At 70.4% G+C, this 19,911-nt stretch carries 14 protein-coding genes and 1 pseudogene; 6 read left to right on the top strand and 9 right to left on the bottom strand.

Features of this window, described 5'->3' with window-relative positions; all coding sequences use genetic code 11:
* Window positions 1-84: 84 nt before the first annotated feature.
* On the bottom strand, window positions 85-3,078 hold the full coding sequence (locus ACIQBL_RS17385) for a helix-turn-helix transcriptional regulator (protein WP_401942275.1): 2,994 nt from the start codon (window positions 3,076-3,078) through the stop codon (window positions 85-87).
* 372 nt (window positions 3,079-3,450) lie between these two features.
* Between ACIQBL_RS17385 and ACIQBL_RS17390 the strand changes: the two are divergent.
* Window positions 3,451-3,588 (top strand): annotated as a pseudogene (locus ACIQBL_RS17390) (aminoglycoside phosphotransferase family protein); the annotation flags it as partial.
* An 81-nt stretch (window positions 3,589-3,669) separates the two neighbouring features.
* Here ACIQBL_RS17390 and ACIQBL_RS17395 read toward each other — a convergent pair.
* On the bottom strand, window positions 3,670-4,551 hold the full coding sequence (locus ACIQBL_RS17395) for a helix-turn-helix transcriptional regulator (RefSeq protein WP_401942277.1): 882 nt from the start codon (window positions 4,549-4,551) through the stop codon (window positions 3,670-3,672).
* A 168-nt stretch (window positions 4,552-4,719) separates the two neighbouring features.
* On the opposite strand from ACIQBL_RS17395, the gene ACIQBL_RS17400 reads away from it, so the two are divergent.
* Both ACIQBL_RS17400 and ACIQBL_RS17405 read left to right on the top strand, forming a co-directional pair.
* The gene (locus ACIQBL_RS17400) at window positions 4,720-5,496 is read left to right on the top strand and encodes an SDR family NAD(P)-dependent oxidoreductase (protein ID WP_401942279.1); all 777 of its coding nucleotides are present in this window, start codon (window positions 4,720-4,722) and stop codon (window positions 5,494-5,496) included.
* 47 nt (window positions 5,497-5,543) lie between these two features.
* On the top strand, window positions 5,544-6,389 hold the full coding sequence (locus ACIQBL_RS17405) for an SDR family oxidoreductase (protein WP_401942281.1): 846 nt from the start codon (window positions 5,544-5,546) through the stop codon (window positions 6,387-6,389).
* Between the two features lie 952 nt (window positions 6,390-7,341).
* Here the strand turns inward: ACIQBL_RS17405 and ACIQBL_RS17410 are convergent.
* From ACIQBL_RS17410 to ACIQBL_RS17430, 5 genes are all read right to left on the bottom strand, one after another.
* Window positions 7,342-8,310, bottom strand: coding sequence for an LLM class flavin-dependent oxidoreductase (locus tag ACIQBL_RS17410; protein ID WP_401942284.1), 969 nt, complete (start codon window positions 8,308-8,310; stop codon window positions 7,342-7,344).
* Window positions 8,303-8,608: a DUF1330 domain-containing protein gene (locus ACIQBL_RS17415; RefSeq protein WP_401942285.1), complete on the bottom strand. Its 306-nt coding sequence runs from the start codon at window positions 8,606-8,608 to the stop codon at window positions 8,303-8,305. The genes ACIQBL_RS17410 and ACIQBL_RS17415 overlap by 8 nt, the downstream gene beginning before the upstream one ends.
* 72 nt (window positions 8,609-8,680) lie before the next feature.
* Window positions 8,681-9,190 (bottom strand): DoxX family protein, encoded by a 510-nt coding sequence (locus tag ACIQBL_RS17420; protein ID WP_401942288.1) that lies wholly within the window; start codon window positions 9,188-9,190, stop codon window positions 8,681-8,683.
* 177 nt (window positions 9,191-9,367) lie between these two features.
* A complete protein-coding gene (locus tag ACIQBL_RS17425; protein WP_401942290.1) occupies window positions 9,368-10,627 on the bottom strand; it encodes an amidohydrolase family protein in 1,260 nt (419 codons plus the stop codon).
* Window positions 10,628-11,444: 817 nt separating this feature from the next.
* A complete protein-coding gene (locus ACIQBL_RS17430) occupies window positions 11,445-12,503 on the bottom strand; it encodes an aldo/keto reductase (protein ID WP_401942291.1) in 1,059 nt (352 codons plus the stop codon).
* Window positions 12,504-12,599: 96 nt separating this feature from the next.
* On the opposite strand from ACIQBL_RS17430, the gene ACIQBL_RS17435 reads away from it, so the two are divergent.
* On the top strand, window positions 12,600-13,217 hold the full coding sequence (locus tag ACIQBL_RS17435; protein ID WP_401942294.1) for a TetR family transcriptional regulator: 618 nt from the start codon (window positions 12,600-12,602) through the stop codon (window positions 13,215-13,217).
* A gap of 220 nt (window positions 13,218-13,437) precedes the next feature.
* Here ACIQBL_RS17435 and ACIQBL_RS17440 read toward each other — a convergent pair whose 3' ends face one another.
* Window positions 13,438-14,082 carry a LuxR C-terminal-related transcriptional regulator gene (locus ACIQBL_RS17440; RefSeq protein ID WP_401942296.1) on the bottom strand — a complete coding sequence of 215 codons (645 nt, stop codon included), beginning with the start codon at window positions 14,080-14,082 and terminating at the stop codon, window positions 13,438-13,440.
* On the bottom strand, window positions 14,067-15,404 hold the full coding sequence (locus tag ACIQBL_RS17445) for a sensor histidine kinase (protein ID WP_401942299.1): 1,338 nt from the start codon (window positions 15,402-15,404) through the stop codon (window positions 14,067-14,069). Before ACIQBL_RS17445 ends, ACIQBL_RS17440 begins: the two co-directional genes overlap by 16 nt.
* 313 nt (window positions 15,405-15,717) lie before the next feature.
* On the opposite strand from ACIQBL_RS17445, the gene ACIQBL_RS17450 reads away from it, so the two are divergent.
* Entirely contained in the window at window positions 15,718-17,025 is a 1,308-nt protein-coding gene (locus tag ACIQBL_RS17450) for a serine hydrolase domain-containing protein (protein ID WP_401942301.1), read from the top strand.
* 70 nt (window positions 17,026-17,095) lie between these two features.
* Complete coding sequence (locus tag ACIQBL_RS17455; protein ID WP_401942303.1) at window positions 17,096-19,678, top strand: MMPL family transporter; 2,583 nt, start codon at window positions 17,096-17,098, stop codon at window positions 19,676-19,678.
* Window positions 19,679-19,911 lie beyond the last annotated feature (233 nt).

The raw sequence follows: 19,911 nt of genomic DNA on the forward strand, positions 1-19,911 counted from the left end.
GCCCAGGTACAGGCCGGCTCACGGACTCTGCGCGCGCACCGAGTATCTAGGGGTGCCGCGTGCCTTCGCGATGGGGCGGATGACCTAAAGATCGGAGCCCGCGCCGGCGGTGCGGCCTTGCGACGGGGTGATTCCGGCCTGTGTCAGGCTGACCGCCAGCGCGGTGCGCGAGGTCACTCCGTATTTGCGCATCGCGGAGTTCAGCTGCGCGGCAACGGTCTTCGGGGAACGGGAGAGGGTGCGGGCGATGGCCGGGTTGGTCAGACCGGTGAGCATCAGCCGCACCACTTCCAGCTCGCGCGGGGACAGTTGGTCGCCGTAGCCGCGCCGCCCGCCGCGCCACACCTGTCGTACCGGCGCCCCGGCCGCGCGGAGCGCGACATGCGCCCGGTCGGCGTCGGTCCGGGCTCCCAGGGCCGTGAATCCGGCGTGCGCGCGGGCGAGTTCGGCCAGTCCGGTTTCCCTGTCCCCCGCTGCCAGCAGGCAGCCGGCCCGGCGTTCGGCCGCGAGCAGTGCCTCGTACGGCCGGGGCAGGCGCGTCCAGGCGGTGGCGGCCCGGCCGAACGCGGCGGCTGCCTCGGCGTTGCGGCCCTCTCCTTGTGCCAGCACCGCGCGACACGTCTGAAGGGCCGCGTCCGCTGACGGCAGGTCCTTGCCCTGGAGCCCTTCGGCCAGGTTCGCGACGAACTGCCTTGCCTGGTCCGGCCGTTGGACCGCGAGAAGCGCCCCGGTCCGCACCGGCGCGAACTCGGTGGCCCAGAGCCAGATGTTCTTGCGGGCCACGACGTCGGCCGGTCCTTCCGTCAGCTCCAGTGCCTCGGCGGCCACCCCCTCCGTGAGCCGGATCCGCGCCAGGGCGGCGGCAGGCTCCAGCGGCAGATCCACGATGCCGCGTCGCAGCCCCGCGTCCAGCACCTGGCGCAGCCGCTCCTCGACCGTGCCGATCCCGCCTTCGGTCACCGCCGCGGGGCCGGGATCCGCGCCGCCGCCGACCGCCCGCTCCAGCAGAGCCGTGATCAGCAGGGCGTCCAGCTGGAGCACGGGTTCCGCGTCCACCTCTGCCAAGGCGCCGGCTCGCTCGGCCAGTCCGTCCCAGGCGCCGGTGAACCAGTCCAGGTGCACCAGCGTCACCAGGATCATGTCGTGGAGCCGCTGGTACCGGTGTTCCTCGGCCCTGGCCAGCGCAGTGGTCAGCAGCTGTCTGGCCTCGTCGTAGCGGCCCCAGCGCATGGCCGCGTTACCGATGTTGAGTCCACTGCGGGCCAGTTGCATCATTCCTTCCGGGGTCGTCGCGGTGTCGGGCAGTTCCGCGGCCACCGCCCAGCCTGCCTCGTCGCCCATGTCCAGCAAGGCGGTTGCCCGGTCCACCACGAGAGCCAGCCGCTGGTCCGTCGTCATCGGCAGCCGGGCCGCGTCGGCCGCCCGGTCCAGCCAACGGCGGTGCTCCCCGGCGGACATGAGGGTGCTCGGCGGGCTGCCGAGCGTGTTCATCGCCCAGGCGGCCTGGAACGGTTGGCCGGCCAGATCCGGCAGTGCCCTCTCCAGCTCCGCCGCACCGGCCGCGTACTCGCCCGAGTGCAGCAGCATCCGCCCCAGTTGGGTGCGGACGGCCGCGCGGTCGTGCGGGGCGAGCGCCTCCCCGTCCAGCACCCTGCGCAGCGCGCGGGTCAGGTCGCCGCGGCCGACGAGCCCGCTGAAGGCCAGGACCGGCACCTTCTGCGCCCACCGGGCCACCGAGGCGGCGGGTGGATCGCTCTCGGTGAGCAACTCGTGCAGCAGTCCGACGGCGGTGCGATGGTCCCCGGATGCCAGGGCGAGATCCGCGGCCCGTTCAGCGAACTGACGCCACTGCCCGACGTCCCCCGCCTCCCGGTAGTGGTGGGCGAGCCGGGCCACCGGCTGCGGCGTCGCGGCCCGCAGCGAGAGCCCCGCTCCCCGGTGCAGTGCTCGGCGGTCGGGCGCGGGCGTCATGTCGTAGACCGCACGGGCCGCCAGCGCGTGCCGGAAACCGACCCGGCCGGCACGGTCCTCGCCCAGCAGCCCACTGCGTACGGCGGCGTCCACCGCCCGGGTGGCAACGTTGTCCGAGAGCCCGCTCACCGTCGCGAGGACAGCCGGGCCGACCGGTTCGGCCAGTACGGAGGCAGCCTGCAGCACGCGTTGCGCGACCGGAGTGAGCCGCGAGACCCGCTCGGCGACGGCGTCCCGGATCGTGGGCGGCACAGCGATGTCAGCCAGCGTCCTGCGCACCCACTCGCCGTCGCGCCGCACGAGATCGGCCCGGTCGCGCAGCAGCCGGACGGACTCCTCGATCGCCAGCGGCACACCGTCGGTCCGTTCCTGGAGGAACGACGCGAAGGTCTCGGAGACGTGCTCCCCGTCGAGCATCGACGACACCAACTCGGCGGTCTGCGGCACGTCCAGCGCACGAAGACGGATCCGTACGTACCCGGTGCCGGCCGGGGGCCGTGAGGTCAGCCGCATCAGCGCGGACTCCGGCGCCACGTCCTCGGGACGGTAGGTCAGCACCAGGCTCATCCGGCGGGAACGACGGGAGACGAGGAACAGCAGGAAGTCCAAAGTGGCCTCGTCGGCCCAGTGGACGTCCTCCAGGACCAGCACGCCGACGCCCATGGCGTCCAGCAGCTCGGCCAGCGCGCGGAAGAGCCGGTGCCGGGCGGCGCCCGCGTCGGACAACGCCTCGGGGGCCGGCGGCAGGTCATGCCCCCACTCGGGGAACAGGGGCCGCAGCACCCCGGCGAGGGCGGTGAGGGCCAGTTCCGCCACATCGGGCCCGGCCTCGCGGGCGGCGTCGACGACCGGGCCCAGGGTGAGTGCCTCCCGGAACGGGGGGCACATGGCGGCCAGCACCCGCCGGGCGGCGATACCGGGCTCGTCCAGCGCCTCCTGAACGAGTCGGCTCTTGCCGATTCCGGCCTCACCCTCGACGAGAACCACAGCCGGCGGCTGGGCCAAGGCGTCGGTCAGCCGGTGCAGTTCGGCCGCTCGGCCGACGAAACGCGGAGCGCTGAGACTGGGCAGCACGGGCGAGCGGCCGTCCTTCGCAAAGCGCTCCATCCGCCCACCTTCCCCACGTCACCAAGGGGTTGTGCGCCCCGAGCGCCAACTGCTTGTGCGGGACTCAACACCGCAGCATGCCACGACCGCCGCACTCACCGCGCCCGGGGAGGCCAACTGCATTCTTCCCAGGCGAATCTGATAGACCGTCACTTATTGACGGATCGTCAAACATGTGTCGCCGTACACTTCATAACTGCGGTGCGGGTGTCCCCTTCTCGTCGGCACGGCGGTGAGGGCAGCCGATGGTTGGCCAGGATCGTTCGCTGAGCTCGTGAGGCGGTTCACTGGGCGGTTCGGTCGCGTTGAGCCGAAGAGTCGGATGCAGTCCCCGGCGACCCGCCGGGCGAGTCGGCAGTCGGAGGTCGGCGAACGGTCTCCGGCACGCCGGCCCCCGGCCTGGTCGCGGCCGACGCGACCGCCGCCCACTGCGCGTATCCGTCGCTCCTCATGACCCACCTGGCGGGCCGCACGGTCCTCGACGGCGCCGGACTGGAGACACGTCTCCCCCCTGCCGGCCCGCTACCCGCTACCGGGGAGCGGTTGGGACATGTCCGTCCTCCATCGCCGAAACACGCCGCCGCTCACAGCTCAGCCTTCCCGTGTGATCCCCTCTCTCGCCAACTCGCCGGACGTGTGGGTCCAGCTGGCGAGGATGTCGAGGGCTTCGGCGGAGGGCGAGGCGGGTTCGGGGGTAAGGATCGTGAGGTTCTGGTCGGGGTCGCCCTCGACTGCCAGGACGACGTAGTCGAGGGTGAGGTCGCCGACCAGTGGGTGGTGGAGGCGTTTGGTGCCGGTGGTGTGGGCCAGGACGTCGTGGTCGGCCCACATACGGCGGAAGACATCGCTGTGCACGGACAACTCCCCGATCAGCTCGGTGAGTTGGGGGTCGTCGGGCCGCCGTCCGGCGTACAGGTGCAGCGTGGCGACGCAGTCGCCGGCGGCCGTCTCCCAGTGGTCGGCGTACAGGGCGCGAGCGGTTTCGTCGAGGAAGACGTAACGGGCGAAGTTGCGCTCTCGGTGGGGCCGGGCCTGGAAGTCGGTGAAGAGGGCGTATCCGAGTCGGTTGGCCGCCAGGACGTCCATGCGTCGTCCCAGGACGATCGCGGGAGTGCCGAGTGAGTCCAGGGCCCGGTACAGGACCGGGCGCACCCGCTGCGGGCTGAGCGGCCGCCGGTGCCTGGACCGGGTTGTGGTGGGCCGGGCGAGGTCGAAGAGGTGCGCGCGTTCGGTGTCGTCGAGCCGCAGGGCGCGGGCGACGGCTTCCAGTACGGCGTCGGAGACGCTCTGGGTACGGCCGCGCTCCAGGCGGACGTAGTAGTCGACGCTGACCCCGGCGAGCTGGGCGACCTCCTCGCGGCGCAGCCCCGGCACCCGGCGGACGCCCGGGTACGGGGTGAGTCCGGCCTGCTCGGGGGTGACCCGGGCCCGGCGGGTGCGCAGGAACTCGCGGATCTCTGTGCTCCGGTCCATGAATCCACCGTACGGCCGCCCCGGCCCGTGGGCCGCTCGGAAAGGGGTACTGCCGGACCCCCGGTGGAGCGGTGCCCGTTGTGGCGGCCCGGCAGGGGTCGGCGGGTGGTTGCCTGGATGACGGGCCCACCGCACCGCACCTCAAGCCCAGAGAACAGGACACCCCCCATGAGTTCCCCGACCGTATCGAAGCTGACCGGCACCGTCGCGCTCGTCACCGGCGCGAGCAGCGGAATCGGCGCCGCCACCGCTCGCCGGCTCGCCGAGCACGGCGCCTCCGTCGCCCTCGTGGCCCGTCGCGAGGACCGCCTGGACGACCTCGCCGCCGAGATCGAGAAGGCGGGCGGCACCGCGCTGGCGGTGGGGGCGGACATCACCGACCCCGCCCGGGCCGAGGCCGCCGTAGCGCGGACCGTCGAGCACTTCGGCCGACTGGACATCCTGGTCAACAACGCCGGGCTGATGCTGCTGGGCCCCGTCGTCGGCGCGGACGCCTCGGACTGGGAACGCATGATCGCCGTCAACGTCCGGGGCCTGCTGCACATCACCCGCGCCGCCCTGCCCCACCTGCTCGACGCCGCCGAGCGGGGACCGCGCCGGGTCGCCGACATCGTCAACATCAGCTCGATCGCCGGCCGCGTCGCCTGGAGCGGCTACGGCGTCTACAACCTCACCAAGTTCGGTGTGAACGGCTTCACCGAGTCCCTGCGCCAGGAGGTCACCCGGCGGCATGTGCGCGTCGGCGTCCTCGAACCGGGCGGCGTGGACACCGAGTTGGGCTCGCACAACAAGCCCGAGATCCAGGGCTCGATGATCGACCCCTTCTACGAGACGACCGAGGTCCTGGCCCCCGAGGACATCGCCGACGGCGTCGCGTACATGATCACCCGGCCCCGCCACGCCTCCGTCGGCGAGCTGTGGATCATGCCGACCGACCAGGTCTGACGGAGCCTCCCGACATCACCTCAAGAACACCCTGAAAAGGAATCACCATGAGCAAGGTCATCTTCGTCACCGGTGCCGGACGCGGTCTGGGCACGGACATCGTCCGCGAGGCCCTCGCCGCCGGCCACCAGGTCGTCGCCACCGGCCGCCGCCCCGAGGAGGTCGAGAAGACTCTCGGCGGACCGCGGGACAACCTGCTGGTCACCCGGCTGGACATCACCAGCCCGGAGGACGCCGAGTCCGCAGTACAGGCCGCCGTCGAGCGGTTCGGCCGTATCGACGTCCTGATCAACAACGCCGGCAATTTCTACGCCGGCTACTTCGAGGAGATCCCGGACACGCAGATGCGCCGGCAGATCGAGACGAACCTCTTCGGCCCGATGAACGTCACCCGCGCCGTCCTGCCCGTGCTGCGGCGGCAGCGCGCCGGCCACATCATCACGCTCTCCTCCTCCGCCGGTCTGATCGGCCAGGAGTTCTGCGTCGCGTATGCCGCCTCCAAGTTCGGCGTGGAGGGCTGGATGGAGTCGCTGCGCTACGACGTCGAGCCGTACAACATCCACACCACGGTCGTGGAACCCGGCTTCTTCCGCACCGAGTTGCTCGTCGACGGCTCCACCATCTGGCCCGAGCCGGTCATCGACGACTACGCCGAGCGCACCACCGCCACCGTCGCCGCCTGGAAGAGCATGAACGGCCGGCAGGGCGGCGACCCCGCCAAGCTCGCCCGCGCCCTCCTCGCCATCGCCGGCCAGGCAGAGCCGATGGTGCGATTCGTCGCCGGCGCCGACGCCATCGAAGGCGTCGAAGCCAAGGCCAGGGAACTCCTGGCACAGGCCCAGGCATCCCGCGAACTGGGCGGCGACCTGGCATACGACGACGCCCACGCCTGAACACCGGCCACTTGACAGAGTCACGCATCGGGCGGAGCCGGCCCGCCCGATGACCACGGAAAGCTCCTCCACCGGCCACTGCCGTCGAGGCATGAGCGGCAGCGCGCAGCAAGCCTGCATCGCCTGGCCGACTACGAGCCGGCTGCATGCGCCGTCTCGTTCGGGTGGGCATCCGCTTGGCGGTCGGGGCCGGTGGCGCAGTCCCTGGTCCGATGCGTCCGTGCCTGTCCGCCGACCGGCGGGGGCGGGCACGGAGGCCGGCCACGACCAGGAGACGAGGCAGACATGCTGGACAGCAGACGTCCGACGGGCCGCGGTGCCGCCGCCGTCCGTGCTGCGGGTCTGGCGCTGGCGGCCGTACCGGCGTCCGCCGTACTGCCCGCGAGCGCCTCCGCGCACGCCGCCGAACCGGCGTGCCCGGCGGCGGCCCGACGGCGACAGCCTCTCGGGGGTGAAATCGGTGAGCAGAGTCATGAGGAGACCTCTCTTCAGGAACACGCGGGCATGGCGAAGCCGGCACGTGCCACGAAGCGGTGGAAGGCGTGCGGGGGGGGGCGGTGCCCTCGTACGGGGGATCAGAGGTGCGCGCAGGCGTTCACAGCGAACGGGCGCACGGTCGTCAAAAAGCGCACGGCAGCGATGGCAGCCGCGCGCAGACAGAAGCCGGGATCAACGGCGGATCCCAGAAGAAGGGTTCAGCCGAGAGCCGGCAAGCTGCGACAAGGACGTCCATCGGGACTCGGACTCGGACTCATCCCGATCACCTCCTCGCTCGCGCTTTCATGAACCTCAACGAGGCCAGCACTGTGTCGCACTGCACCCGAACTGCGGCTCGACGCGATGACAGCGGGGGCGCCCAGGGGCCGACGTGCGGCGCTGTCGATCAGCTCCTTCACCCGGCCCGGCCCCGCGGAGACCTCAGCACCCGGCGTCTCGCAGCAGGGGCAGTGCGTCAGGACGCGCGTACCGCCGCGAAGGCCGTCAGCTCGCGGGCGATGTCCGGGCCGCTGGGGGTGTAAATGATCTCGCGGAAGCCGTCGTCCGCCAGACTCTCGAGGTGGCGTCCGATGCTGTGGGCGTCACCCACCGCGGTGGTGTGGTCGATGTGTTCCAACAGCTTGCGGTCACGGTCCGGCAGATGAGTGACGTGACCTTCGAAGGTGGGCAGGTGGCGTGACTCCGCCGGTGCGAGCGCCTCGACCGTGTGCCGCCACTCCCGGCCGCCCGGCAGGGCGTCCACGGCCTCGGCGCCGGCATGGGCGTAGGCGTTGTGCCAGTCGACGACGCGCCACGGTCCGATCGCGCGACGCACCCGGTCGCCGCCCGGGTCCTCGCCCTTGTCCAGGACGGTGCCGGACACCAGGGTCGCCGCGGGGAGGTCGGGGTGGACGGGGCCGATGATCCCGTCGGCGATTTCGCCGGCCAGCTTGGCGCCCCGAGGCCCGAATGCGCTGAGCCACAGGGGAACGTTCATCGGGCGCGGTTGCGCGAGACCGTCCGCGTGGAGCATGCGGACGGTCCTGCCGTTCACGAGCGTCGTTTCTCCGGCCAGGAGTCGGCGGAGTGCCCGGATGTAGTCACCCAACTCACCCATTTTCATGGGCGGTTGTCCGACAGTCAGGCGTGCGGTGAAGCCGGTGCCGAAGCAGGGCCGGAACCGTCCGCCGGAAAGTCGTGCGAGTGTCGCGATCGCCGAGGCCATCGCCATGACCTCGCGTTGCGCCGGGATGAGAACGGCCGTGCCCAGCCCAATGCGGCTGGTGCGTTGAGCGGCGAGCGCCAGGTGGACGAACGGGTCTTCCCACAAAGGTGCCGAGTCGTAAATCCACACCCGTGCGTATCCGAGTTGTTCGGCCAGCACGACGAGATCGGCGAAGTCAGGCCCGGGCGGTAGCCCGCACGACAGCTCGAATTCAGTCACGGGGCGGCTCGAAACCGCTCAGCAGCACCGCGTTCGACTCGGCGGCAGCCTGGCGCAGCGGCCTGGCCTGAGCGTAGGAATCAGAGTCGTACCAGGCCTGGGCTGCTTCAACGGACTCGAATTCGAGAAGGACGGTGCGATTTCCGTGCCATTCGCCCTCCAGCACCCGGGGTTGCGCGTCAACAGCCAGGGGTCTGGCCCCGCTCTCGGCCATTGAGGGCGCGGCAGCCTGGCTGTACGCCGCCATTCCCGCACTGTTCTTGATGGCTTCGGTCAGGATGACGTATCCCTTGGGCATCGAGTTTCTCCTGAGAACCAGCGGGTTGAGGTCTTGATCTCGTTCAACGGAAGTGTTCCGACGGGCCGCGGTTCAGCCCGTCTCGCTCTCGGTGGCCTTGGAGGGTTGATAGGACGTAGCGAGGAGACCCAACGCGGCTCCCGCGCCGACCACCAGCGCGCCGACGGGCCACCAGGAGCCGGTGGTCTCAAGTCCGAGCACATGGTCCAGTGACCACTCGCCGGGTCCGACCCCTGCGACTCCGACCGCCACGAGGCCGACGAGCAGCACGTACTCGCAACCGCCCTTGAAGACGAAAAAGCCCTTGTTCCGGTGATCGGTAAGGGCGGCCACAAGCATCAGCCCCACGTATGCGGTACATGCCAGGCCTGTCAGCAGGCCAAGGCCGAGAAGAACTCCCGCAGCGATCTCCGTGGCCGCGGCGAGCCGTGCGTGTACCCACGCCGGACGCAATCCGAGCGAAGCGAACCAGGCGGTCATACCGCCCAGTCCACCGGGTCCGAAGACCTTGTTCGCCCCGTGGGCAATCAACATCAGCCCAAGAGCCGACCGGATCACCAGCATGCCTATGTCATGGCTCATGGCCGTCTCCGACTCCTTACCTGGTCAGGAGGGCAGCGTCGATCCCAGCCCTCACCGACGGATGACTCCCCGGAAGTTCGACAGTCTCGCCGCCCGTCAAGGAGTTGAGGTCTCGCCGGCCGTAACTCAGGGACGGACAGGATCAGTTGCCAGCCATCCACTGCGGCTCGAACGGCATCAGGCGTCCTGGGACAAGGGAGCGAGTTTCCGGCTTTTGTCGAAGTGGACGACGTCGGCGAGGGTGCCGCCCAGGATGGCCGCACGGTCCTCGTCGTTCACGCCCTCGAAGTTCTCCGCGATGCACTCCGCACTGCTACGGAAGGTGCCCTCCGCGTGCGGATAGTCGTTGCCCCACATCACCGTCGACAGACCGGTGATGTGGCGCGCCTTGACGGCCGTGGGGTCGTCGGCGAACTGCACATGGATCTGCCGCCGCACGTACTCGGTGGGCTTGAGCGGGTAGGGCCACTTGTCGTTGATCGCGAACAGCCGCCCCATCGACGGCTGTTCGCCCGCCGGACGGCTGTCGTCCCAGAAACCCAGCCACCAGTCCGGGTCCTGACCGGTGCCCGTCTTCCACGCCTTGTCCATGTACCCCATGAACGACACCAGCCAGCCCGCCGTGTACTCGATCAGGTTGAAGTGCAGATCCGGGAAACGCTCGCACACCCCGCCACCGACCAGACTCGCGATGATCCCCTGCGGACCCGCCACCCCCGCACCCGCCGCGAAGCCCATCGTGCGGCCCGCGACCATGTCATCGGTCAGATTGCCCTTGCCCATGTTCATCGCCGTCATCAGACCCCGCACGGTCTGCGCCGTCCCCGAGATCTCCTCCTTCACCTTCACCCCACCCGTCGCGACATGGATGAAGACCGGCAGACCATGCGCCTGCGCGGCAGCCCAGATCGGGTCGTACTCCCGCGCGTAGTACGGCAACGGCGGGATCTCCGGGAGGAGGATCGCGCCCAGTCCCAGCCTCGCGATCCGTTCGATCTCCGCCACAGCTGCGGGGACGTCCGTGATCGGGATCGCGGCGGTGGGGCGCAGCCGGTCCTTGTAGGGGAGGTAGCGCTCGACGAGGTAGTCGTTCCACACGCGCGCATGCGCCATCGACAACTCGTGATCGTCCGTGAACAGGACGAACAGCGACAGGTTGGGGAACATCACCGACGCGTCCACCCCGTCGAAATCCATGTCCCGGAGGATGTGCTCCGGGTCGCCGTCCGGGGTCTCCCCGCCCGTCTGGCGGTACTTGGAGATGGTCCAGCCGTCGAACCCGATCGTGTGGAGCTTCTTGAACTCCGTGTGCCCGCCCGGCACGATCGGCTCCTCAAGCGTGAACTCCTCCTCCCACAGCGCGCGTTCACGCAGCACCCTGGGCAGGCGGGTCTTGAACAGATCGACCGGCTCGATGATGTGCGAATCACCGGACACCACAAATTCCTTGAACACAGGCCGTACCTCTCTCCGAACTTCGTTGTTCGTTCCAAAACCCACGTGCGGATGATGGAAGGCACCTCCGACCGGCGTGATGCAACCGAACCCGGGGATCCGACGCGGAAGAGCTTCGATTCCGCCGTCCACGACTGCGCCATGGATCTCACTGCCGAATCAGGATCGATGTACCGACCGGTCGTTCTAATTTAGACCCGCACTTCCCCCCTTCGTCAAGCGCACGGGCACTCTCACCATCAGGTACCGCCCGTGATCCCGGCTGCCACGCACAGCCGAGCCCACCATGGCGCTGGCGCTGGACAAGTCCCCCCGGCAGGAGGTGGTGGCCGCATCGACCAGGCCCGTCCGGCGGGTCATTCCGGGCCTACGTGCTGCTGGGCATCCTGCCGAGGGGCCGCTTGCCGTGTGGAGGAGTGGGACGTGGTTGGCCATGCCGGCCGCACGAAGCCGAACCGTGTGATCGAGAGGGCAGCACCAGTGACCCTGCCTCGGTTCACCACCCGGCCTGCGCCGGCGGTTCGCGGAGACCGGCCCGCTCAGCGCCGACGGCGGCGTGCTCTCCGCCGCCGAGCCGGACGGTGGGCCGGGTCGAGCGGTTCGCCACGCCGGCGGGTGGAAGCGACCCTGACACCTCCACCCCCCGGACCCTGACGATCGGCCCGGTGCCGGCCTCGCACGGCCGTGGCTCTGGACCTCGGCGAACTCCCACTCAGATGCGCCCCGCAGGTACGTGTCGGTTGCCGGACTCCCGGAAAGGGGTCGGCGTCCCGCACCGGGGACCGGGCCAACCGCAGGCTCAGCGGCGGCGGTTGGCCTTCTCCAGGGCGGGGACGACGGCGTGGGCGTCGCCCGGCTTCACGGTGGTGCCGGGGGCGACGATCTCGTCTATCCGGTCCAGGAGTTCGCCGGGCAGCGCACGGTCGCCGACGGGCAGTTGCGTTTCGAGGTGCTCCAGGGTCCGCGGACCGATGATCACGCTGGTGACCCCCGGATGACCGGCAGCGAACGCCAGGGACATCTCGATCAGCGACATGCCGTATTCCTCTGCCAGGGTGTACAGCTTCTCGGCGGCCTCGCGCTTGAGGGCGTCGTAGGCATTGGCGGGCGGCATCGGGCGTCCGGCCGCCAGCCGGTCCCGGTGCGACTCCCGCGCCTCGGCCCCCGGGCGGTACTTGCCCGACAGGAATCCGCTCGCCAGGGGACTCCACGTGAGCACGCCCATGCCGTACTTCTGTGCCGTGGGCAGGACGTCGACCTCGGCGCCACGGACCAGGATCGAGTACGGGGGCTGTTCGGTGACGAAGCGTGCCAGGGAGCGCCGTTCGGACGTCCACTGCGCCTCGACCATCTCCGCGGCGGAGAAGGTCGACGAGCCGATGTAGAGGATCTTGCCCGCGCGTTGCAGGTCGGTGAGGGCAGCCAGGGACTCCTCGATGTCCGTGGCCGGATCGGGGCGGTGCATCTGGTAGAGGTCGATGTGGCCGGTTCCGAGGCGGCGCAGGCTGTCCTCGACGGCTTTGACGATCCAACGGCGCGAGCCGCCCTGCCGGTTCATGGCGTCCGGCCCCTTCGTCTCGCCCAGCCTGCTGATGTCACCCACCGGCAGGCGGAACTTCGTGGCCAGCACCACCGAGTCGCGGTCGACGCCCTTGAGCGCCTTGCCGACGAGTTCCTCCGAGACGCCCCCGGAGTAGGCGTCGGCCGTGTCGATGAGGTTGACGCCGGCGTCCAGCGCGCGGCGCACCATCGGGGTCGTCTCCGCCTCGGAGATGTTGCCGAACGCGCCGAAGTTCATCGTCCCGAGCGCGAGCGAACTGATCTGGACGCCGGTGCGGCCAAGGGTCCTGTACTGCATGGGGGCCTTCCTTAGAACGGACGATCACTACCGAGAGGCTGAGACCCTATATGACACTCAGTCCCGTAATGCGTTGCGGTCCGATAGAGTGATCCCATGCAGGAGGACAGGACGACGATCCCCAAGCCGACACTGCGGGAACGGCAACGCGCCGCCGTCCGCGCCGAGATCACCGCCGCGGCGATGGAGTTGTTCCTGGCCAACGGCTTCGACGAGACCACCGCCGACCAGATCGCGGCGCACGCCGGCGTCTCGCGGAGCAGCTTCTTCCGGCACTTCCCGACCAAGGAGGACGTCGTACTCGGCAGCTTCGCCAGCGCCGGCGAGCGCGTACGCGACGGTCTGCGGGCCCGCCCGGCGGACGAATCGGCCTGGGAATCGCTGAGCCACGCGGTCGCGCTCCTGCTGAGCAGCTTCGTCAACGACCCCGAGCGCACCCTGCGCGCCCAGGCCATGCTCACGGGCACCCCGTCACTGCGCGCCCGTCACATCGAGAAGCAGCTCCTGTGGCAGGACATGCTCATCCCCGACGTACGCGCCCGCCTCGGCCACGACAACGACAACGGCCCCGACGCCCGCGCACGCGCCCTCGTCACCGCCGCCCTCGGCTGCGCCGACGCCGCGATCCAGGAATGGGTCCGCGCGGACGGCGACGCCGACATCCGCGGCCTGTACGCTGACGCCTTCGCCGCAGTGCAGGCCCCCGCGCGATGACCCCCTCGCCCACCCCCGGCGCGCGGCCCCGGAACGGATGAGCAACAGGTCGAGGAGTGCAGGCGTGGGCACGGCAGAGACGAAGGACTTGGCGCCGAGCTTCGTCGAACATCTGCGAGGTGGTCCCCGCGACAGCGCCCTGGACCAGAGTCTTTGCCCGCCTGCCACCGACCGCAGTCGGCTCCGGTGGCGGATGACGATGGTGGACGGCGGCGGTGGTTCAGCCTTGCAGGTAGGCGAGGACGGCCAGGATCCGGCGATGGTCGTCCTCGGACGGTTGGAGTCCGAGTTTGGTGAAGATGTTGTAGCTGTGCTTGCTGACGGTCTTCTCGCTGACGAACATCCGGCCGGCGATGGCGGCGTTGGAACGGCCCTCGGCCATCAGGGAGAGCACCTCGTGCTCACGCGGGGTCAGCTCCCTCAGGAGAGGGTCTGCCGAGCGGTGGACCAGAAGGGCGCGGACCACGTCGGGGTCCATGACCGTGCTGCCGGCGGCGACCTGGCGGACGTTGGCGACGAACTGGTCGACGGCCATCACCCGGTCCTTCAGTAGATAGCCCACCGCCCCGGCGCGGTCCGACATCAACTCCCTGGCGTAGAGCTGTTCGACGTACTGCGAGAGCACCACGACGGGCAGGGCGGGGATCCGCTTGCGCGCGTCGATCACGGCGCGCAGACCCTCGTCGGTGAAGGTCGGGGGCAGCCGCACGTCGACGACCGCGACGTCGGGCCGGTGGGTCGTCAACGCCCGCATCAGGGAAGGGCCGTTGTCGACCGCGCCGACGACCTCGAAGCCGTTGGCCTGGAAGATCCTGATCAGGCCCTCGCGGAGCAGGGCGAGGTCTTCGGCTATGACGAGGCGCACGGCAGCGACATCCTTATCTCGGTGGGTCCGCCGGGCGGACTGTCGATGGTGAGGGTGCCGTCGAAGGCCGACAGGCGGCGCGCGATGCCCCGCAGACCGGTACCGGCGTCGACGGCGGCGCCTCCGCGGCCGTCGTCGCGCACCCGCATCGTCAGCAACCCCGACGTCGTGCCGGAACGGGGCGTGAACTCCACGCCGATCTCGACGCGTTGGGCCTGAGCGTGCTTGATGGCGTTCGTCAGCGCCTCGGCGACGGCGAAGTAGGCCGCGGACTCGACCGGCGCGGGCAGCCGTCCAGGCAGGCTTGTGACCACCGTCGTCGGTATCGGGTTGACCAGCGCCAGGGCTTTCAGGGCGCCGTCCAGGCCGCGGTCCGCGAGCACCGGCGGATGGATGCCGCGTACCAGGTCTCGCAGTTCGGTCAGGGCGCCGGCGGTCGACGCGCGGGCCTCGGCCAGCAACTCCGCGACGGCCTGCGGATCTTGGGGCAGGAGTTGTTCGGCCAGGCCCAGGCTCATGCCCAGCGACACCAGTCGGGCCTGTGCCCCGTCGTGCAGGTCGCGTTCGATCCGGCGCAGTTCGCCCGCCTGGGTGTCGACGGTCTCGGCCCGTGAGGCGGCCAACTGGGCTACCCGGGCTCGTAGTTGGGCCTGCGCGGTGGGTGCCAGCAGGGAGCGGACCACCAGGGCGTTGAGGTTCGCCAGCCGTACGGCGGTGGTGTACCAGAGCAGGAGGAACACCGGGCCCAGCGGGACCATGGCGAACGACTCCTGGACGCTGTGCAGGCGGAAGCCGTTGCCCAGGGGGGTGCGGAACACCTCAGGCGGGGTCAGCGCGAACACCAGCGGATAGCTGAAGTAGAAGACGCCGCAGAGGAAGAACAGGAACGACAGCCCGTAGGTGAACCACCCGGTGACCGAGTTGACCGCCAGCCAGGCCCAGTCCCGCCAGGTCGCCGGGTCGCGCAGGATCGCCCACAGCTGTACCGGCCAACTCCCTTCGGGCGTCGGTGAGTAGGGCCGGGCCACCGGTTCGCCGAGTCGGTCGGCGGCCCATTGACGGTGGAGGTCGGCGAACCAGCGCACCAGGACGGTCGAGAGCAGGGTCAGCGGGATGCCGACCCAGAGCGCCACGACGGTCAGCGAGGTGGTCCAGAGGGTGAGCAGGCCGAAACCCAGCAGCGAGCCGAGCAGCAGCACGAACGACCAGCCCAGCAGGCTCACCCGCAGGGCGAGACCGGCGCGCGGGGTGACACCGGGCGCGGGACGTTGCCCCAACTGCCGTGCACCACGGCGGAATCGGCGCTCGCCGGAGTAGGTCATCACGCTCCCTCGTCGTCCTTCGGTCCATCGACACCGCGGCGGCCGACCGGCCGGCTGACGTCAAGTAACCGTCGCGGGCCAGAAGTTCATCACGGGCCGGAAGGTGATGATGACCGGCCGGTCCGAGTCCGCGCACTGGGGTTGTCTCCACCATCTCTGGGGCCCAGCACCCGTGTTCTTCGTCCCCGGCGTCGGAAGGCTGGAGTCGTCGGAAGGCGTGGGCCGGCAGTCCCCCGTGGATGCGGACCTCGCCCGGCCAACCGGCCGATGTCCCAGGCCGATCCACCCACACCCCATGTCCAGGAGGACACCCATGCCCCGGTACACCCCCTACCCGCACGCCGCTCACCAGGCCTGCCTGACGCTGGCCCTGGCCGCAGCGCTGACGGCCACGCTCACGGCCTGCACAGCGGCTGACGCGGCGCAGGACACCGCCTCCACTCCGGCCGGACGGCCCGGCGTGACGGCAGCCCAGGAGACCCGGCTGGCAGCACTCGCCCAGCAGGTCGTGGGCGCCGGAGCCCCCGGCGTACTCGTGCGGGTCGACAACGGCCACGGGCAGGCGACCGCGATCGCCCGGCAGGCGTCCTGGGCCAGGGCCGACCACACACTGACCGTGCGCGACGAGTTCCGGATGGGTTCCAACACCAAGACGATGGTCGCCACCGTCGTTCTCCAACTGGTCGCCGACCACCGGCTCCAGCTGACCGACCCGGTCGAGAAGTGGCTGCCCGGCCTCATCCCGAACGGGTCCGCGATCACCTTGCGGATGCTTCTCAACCACACCAGCGGCCTGTACAACATCATCCCCGACGACGCCGACGTCCTGAAGACGTTCACGGGTCAGGACGCCCGGCAGTGGACCCCCGAGGAGCTCATCGCCGCGGGTGTCCGGCACGCACCGCTGTTCCCGCCCGGTACGAAGTACTCCTACAGCAACACCGGTTACATCGCTCTCGGCCTTGTCGCCGAGAAGGCCACCGGACACACCCTCAGCGACCTGGTCCAGGAACGCATCGCCAAACCGCTGCATCTGAAGAGCACCTACCTGGTCAACGGCTCCGAGCGGACCAGGAGTCCCCGTCTCGCCCACGGCTACGAACCCGACCCGGCCCATCTGGCCCCGGTGCTCTGGCCCGGCATCCCCGCGGGGACCGCGTTCGTCGGCCCCGCCCGGCCCGCCGGCTACGTCGACGCCACAGGGATCAACGAGAACACGGAATGGGCCTCAGGGAGCATGGTCTCCTCCGCACAGGACTGGGCCCGGTTCGACACCGCGCTGCTCTCCGGCAAGCTCCTGCCGTCCGCCCAGCTCAAGGAGATGAAGACCACCGTCGCGGAAGAGAGCGGCAACCCGAACCGCTACGGCCTCGGCCTGGAGAAGAAGGTCACCCCCTGTGGCGCCGTCTGGGGCCACGACGGCCAGGCCCCCGGCTTCTCCAGCTGGGACTACACCGACGGCACCGGCCGACGCACCGTCTCGGTCCACGTCCCGACCATCTTCGGCATCGCGGCGGCCAAGCCCGCAGCCGCCACCGAGGCCCTGGTGAACGCCGCGGTCTGCACCATGCTCGACAAGCCGATCCCCACCACGGCCACCTCCGCGCCGACCGGCTCATGAGTGCGGAAGCCGTTCGATCCCGCTTCCCGCTCTCCTCAACTCCCCGCACCGCAAAGGAAGTTGTTCAGCCATGTCCGCACTAGCCCGATGGTGCTTCCGGCACCGTCTCCTCGTCGTCGGGATCTGGGCCGCCCTGCTGGTCGCGCTCGCCGTTCCGTCCTCGATGCTCGGCACCAGCTACTCCGACGCGTTCAGCCTCCCGGGGCTGGAGTCCTCGAAGGCACAGGCACGGCTCCAGGCGTCCGAGCCCCAACAGGCAGGCGACACCGACCAGATCGTGGTGCACGTGCGCCGCGACGGGTCGATCCGGGACGCCGCCGTACGACAGAAGGTGACCTCGCTGCTGGACCGGGTCGCCGCGCTCCCCTCGGTCGCCTCGGTGACCAGCATGTACGGCCCCGCAGGGGCGGCCCGGATCAGCAAGGACGGCAGGACCGCGCATGCGACGGTGACGTTCGACGCGCAGGCGGAGCGGATACCGGCCGCCGACGTCACCCGGGTCATCGACACCGCCCGGGCCGCGCGTGACGCGGATCTGCGGGTGGAACTCGGCGGCCAGGCCATCAGCCTCGCAGCCGAGGGCACGACGCAGAGCACCGAGGCGATCGGGCTGATGGCCGCCGGCGTCATCCTCTTCGTCGCCTTCGGCTCGCTACTGGGCATGCTCCTGCCCCTGTTGGTCGCGGTCGCCGCGCTCGGCGCCGGACTGCTCACCGTCGGGCTGACCTCGCACGTCATGACCCTGGGCAGCGACGCCCCGACGGTCGCGGCCCTCATCGGGCTCGGGGTCGGCATCGACTACGCCCTGTTCATCGTCACCCGCTACCGGACCGGCCTGCAGACCGGCCTGGCACCCGAACAGGCAACGGTCCGCGCACTGGACACCTCCGGGCGGGCGGTGGTCTTCGCCGGACTCACCGTCGTCACCGCCCTCCTCGGCCTGCTCGTCCTGCGCATCGGCCCCCTCAGCGCGATGGGGATCAGCGCCGCGACGGCCGTCCTGGCCACGGTGATCGCGGCGGTGACCCTGCTGCCAGCCCTGCTCGGCCTCTTCGGCAGCAGACTGCTGACCAGTCGTCAGCGGCGAGTCCTGACCACCCACGTCCCGGGAACCGGTACGCAGCAGCCGCACCGTACGGCAGGTTCCCGGGGCCGCTGGGCCGCACAGGTCGAGCGCCACACAACCCTGTTCGCCCTTGCCGCGCTCCTCGTCGTCACCGTCCTCTCGCTGCCCGCGCTGTCACTGCGCCTGGGCACCTCGGACGCCGGGAACGACCCGAAGGGCACCACCACCCGGGCCGCGTACGACCTGCTCGCCCAGGGCTTCGGCCCCGGCTCCAACGGCCCGCTTGTACTGGTCGCACAACTGGGCGCGCCCGGCGACGCACCGGCCCTGAACAAACTGGTCAAGGCCGTCCGCAACACCCCCGGGGTGGCATCGGCGACGGCCGGCCCGCTCGCCTCGGCGACCGGACTGTCCGTCATCGACGTGGTGCCGACCGGCGCGCCACAGGACGAGGCCACCAGCACCCTGATCACCCATCTCCGCAAGGACGTCGTCCCCGCCGCCGAGCGGGGAAGCGGCCTGACGGTCTACGTCGGCGGCTCGACAGCCGCCTCCGACGACCTGGCCGACCTGCTGGCGGGCAAGCTGCCGATGTTCCTCGCCGTGATCGTCGTACTCGGCTGCCTGCTGCTGATGGTCGCCTTCCGCAGCCTCCTGATACCGCTGACCGCCGCCGTGATGAACCTGCTCGCCTCGGCCGCGTCCTTCGGAGTGGTCGTCGCCGTGTTCCAGTGGGGCTGGGGCTCCGAACTGCTGGGCCTGGGGAAGGCCGGGCCGGTGGAGGCCGAGCTTCCGGTCATCATGCTGGCGATCCTCTTCGGTCTGTCCATGGACTACCAGGTCTTCCTGGTCAGCCGGATGCACGAGGAGTGGGAACGCACCCGCGACAACCACCGCGCCATCGGGATCGGCCAGGCCGAGACCGGCCGGCTGATCAACGCCGCCGCCCTCATCATGATCTGCGTGTTCACGGCCTTCGTCCTCGGGGGCGAGCGGGTCATCGCCGAGTACGGCGTGGGACTGGCCGCAGCCGTCGCGATCGACGCCTTCGTCCTGCGTACCGTGCTGGTCCCGTCGCTGATGCATCTGCAGGGACGGGCGAACTGGTGGCTGCCCGCCTGGCTGGAGCGGATCCTGCCGCGACTGTCCATCGAGGGCGCGCCTTCCCGAGAACCCGTTCCCCCCGTCCCCATGCCCACGAGGGTCGCCCGGGTCGAGCGGACTACGGACCTTCACCACCCGGGTGTGGCGACGACCGCGAGCCCACCCCCGGTCGTACCACCGCCGTCTCGGCCGGAACCGCCGCTACGGCAGAACGGCACGCCGCGAGGCCCCAAGTCGCTCGCGGTGGCGTACCTGTGGTGGTCCTTCCTCGGCCTGTTCGGCGGCCACCACTTCTACCTCGGCAGGACCGGCCGCGGGCTGCTGCACCTGTGCACCCTCGGCATCTGCGGGCTGGGTTGGCTGGCCGACGCGCTCACCCTGCCCCACCAGGTCCGAAGCACGAATGCCCGCATCGCCCTGCAGGACGTCGGGCCCCGGGCCGAGGCCCCGGCCGGCCCGGTCCTGAACGACCCCGTCCACTGACCGACGCGGCACAGGCCTGCCCCCGGCTCCCCTGCCCGAACGAGCCGGAGAGAGACGGTCCGCGAACACATGACGGAGGGGCGGTCTCCAGTTGCTCAAGGTGCGCTACGTCCCGGTCGAACATGTCGGCCTTCTTGCCGGCCTGAACGACGGAGCCGCAGCGAGGCCGGCGCCGAAGACGTCAAGGGAAGGAACGGCCGACGGCTCGGAGGCACCGCTGCTGGGGGTAACGG

This window comes from Streptomyces sp. NPDC088350, assembly GCF_044753545.1.
In the GTDB taxonomy this organism is placed as follows: Bacteria; Actinomycetota; Actinomycetes; order Streptomycetales; family Streptomycetaceae; genus Streptomyces.

Coding starts and splice junctions, on each gene's coding strand:
- ACIQBL_RS17385 (WP_401942275.1), bottom strand. CDS start 3,078: ATGGAGCGCTTTGCGAAGGACGGCCGCTCGCCCGTGCTGCCCAGTCTC.
- ACIQBL_RS17400 (WP_401942279.1), top strand. CDS start 4,720: ATGAGTTCCCCGACCGTATCGAAGCTGACCGGCACCGTCGCGCTCGTC.
- ACIQBL_RS17420 (WP_401942288.1), bottom strand. CDS start 9,190: ATGAGCCATGACATAGGCATGCTGGTGATCCGGTCGGCTCTTGGGCTG.
- ACIQBL_RS17450 (WP_401942301.1), top strand. CDS start 15,718: ATGCCCCGGTACACCCCCTACCCGCACGCCGCTCACCAGGCCTGCCTG.
- ACIQBL_RS17445 (WP_401942299.1), bottom strand. CDS start 15,404: ATGACCTACTCCGGCGAGCGCCGATTCCGCCGTGGTGCACGGCAGTTG.
- ACIQBL_RS17455 (WP_401942303.1), top strand. CDS start 17,096: ATGTCCGCACTAGCCCGATGGTGCTTCCGGCACCGTCTCCTCGTCGTC.
- ACIQBL_RS17435 (WP_401942294.1), top strand. CDS start 12,600: ATGCAGGAGGACAGGACGACGATCCCCAAGCCGACACTGCGGGAACGG.
- ACIQBL_RS17415 (WP_401942285.1), bottom strand. CDS start 8,608: ATGCCCAAGGGATACGTCATCCTGACCGAAGCCATCAAGAACAGTGCG.
- ACIQBL_RS17405 (WP_401942281.1), top strand. CDS start 5,544: ATGAGCAAGGTCATCTTCGTCACCGGTGCCGGACGCGGTCTGGGCACG.
- ACIQBL_RS17395 (WP_401942277.1), bottom strand. CDS start 4,551: ATGGACCGGAGCACAGAGATCCGCGAGTTCCTGCGCACCCGCCGGGCC.
- ACIQBL_RS17430 (WP_401942291.1), bottom strand. CDS start 12,503: ATGCAGTACAGGACCCTTGGCCGCACCGGCGTCCAGATCAGTTCGCTC.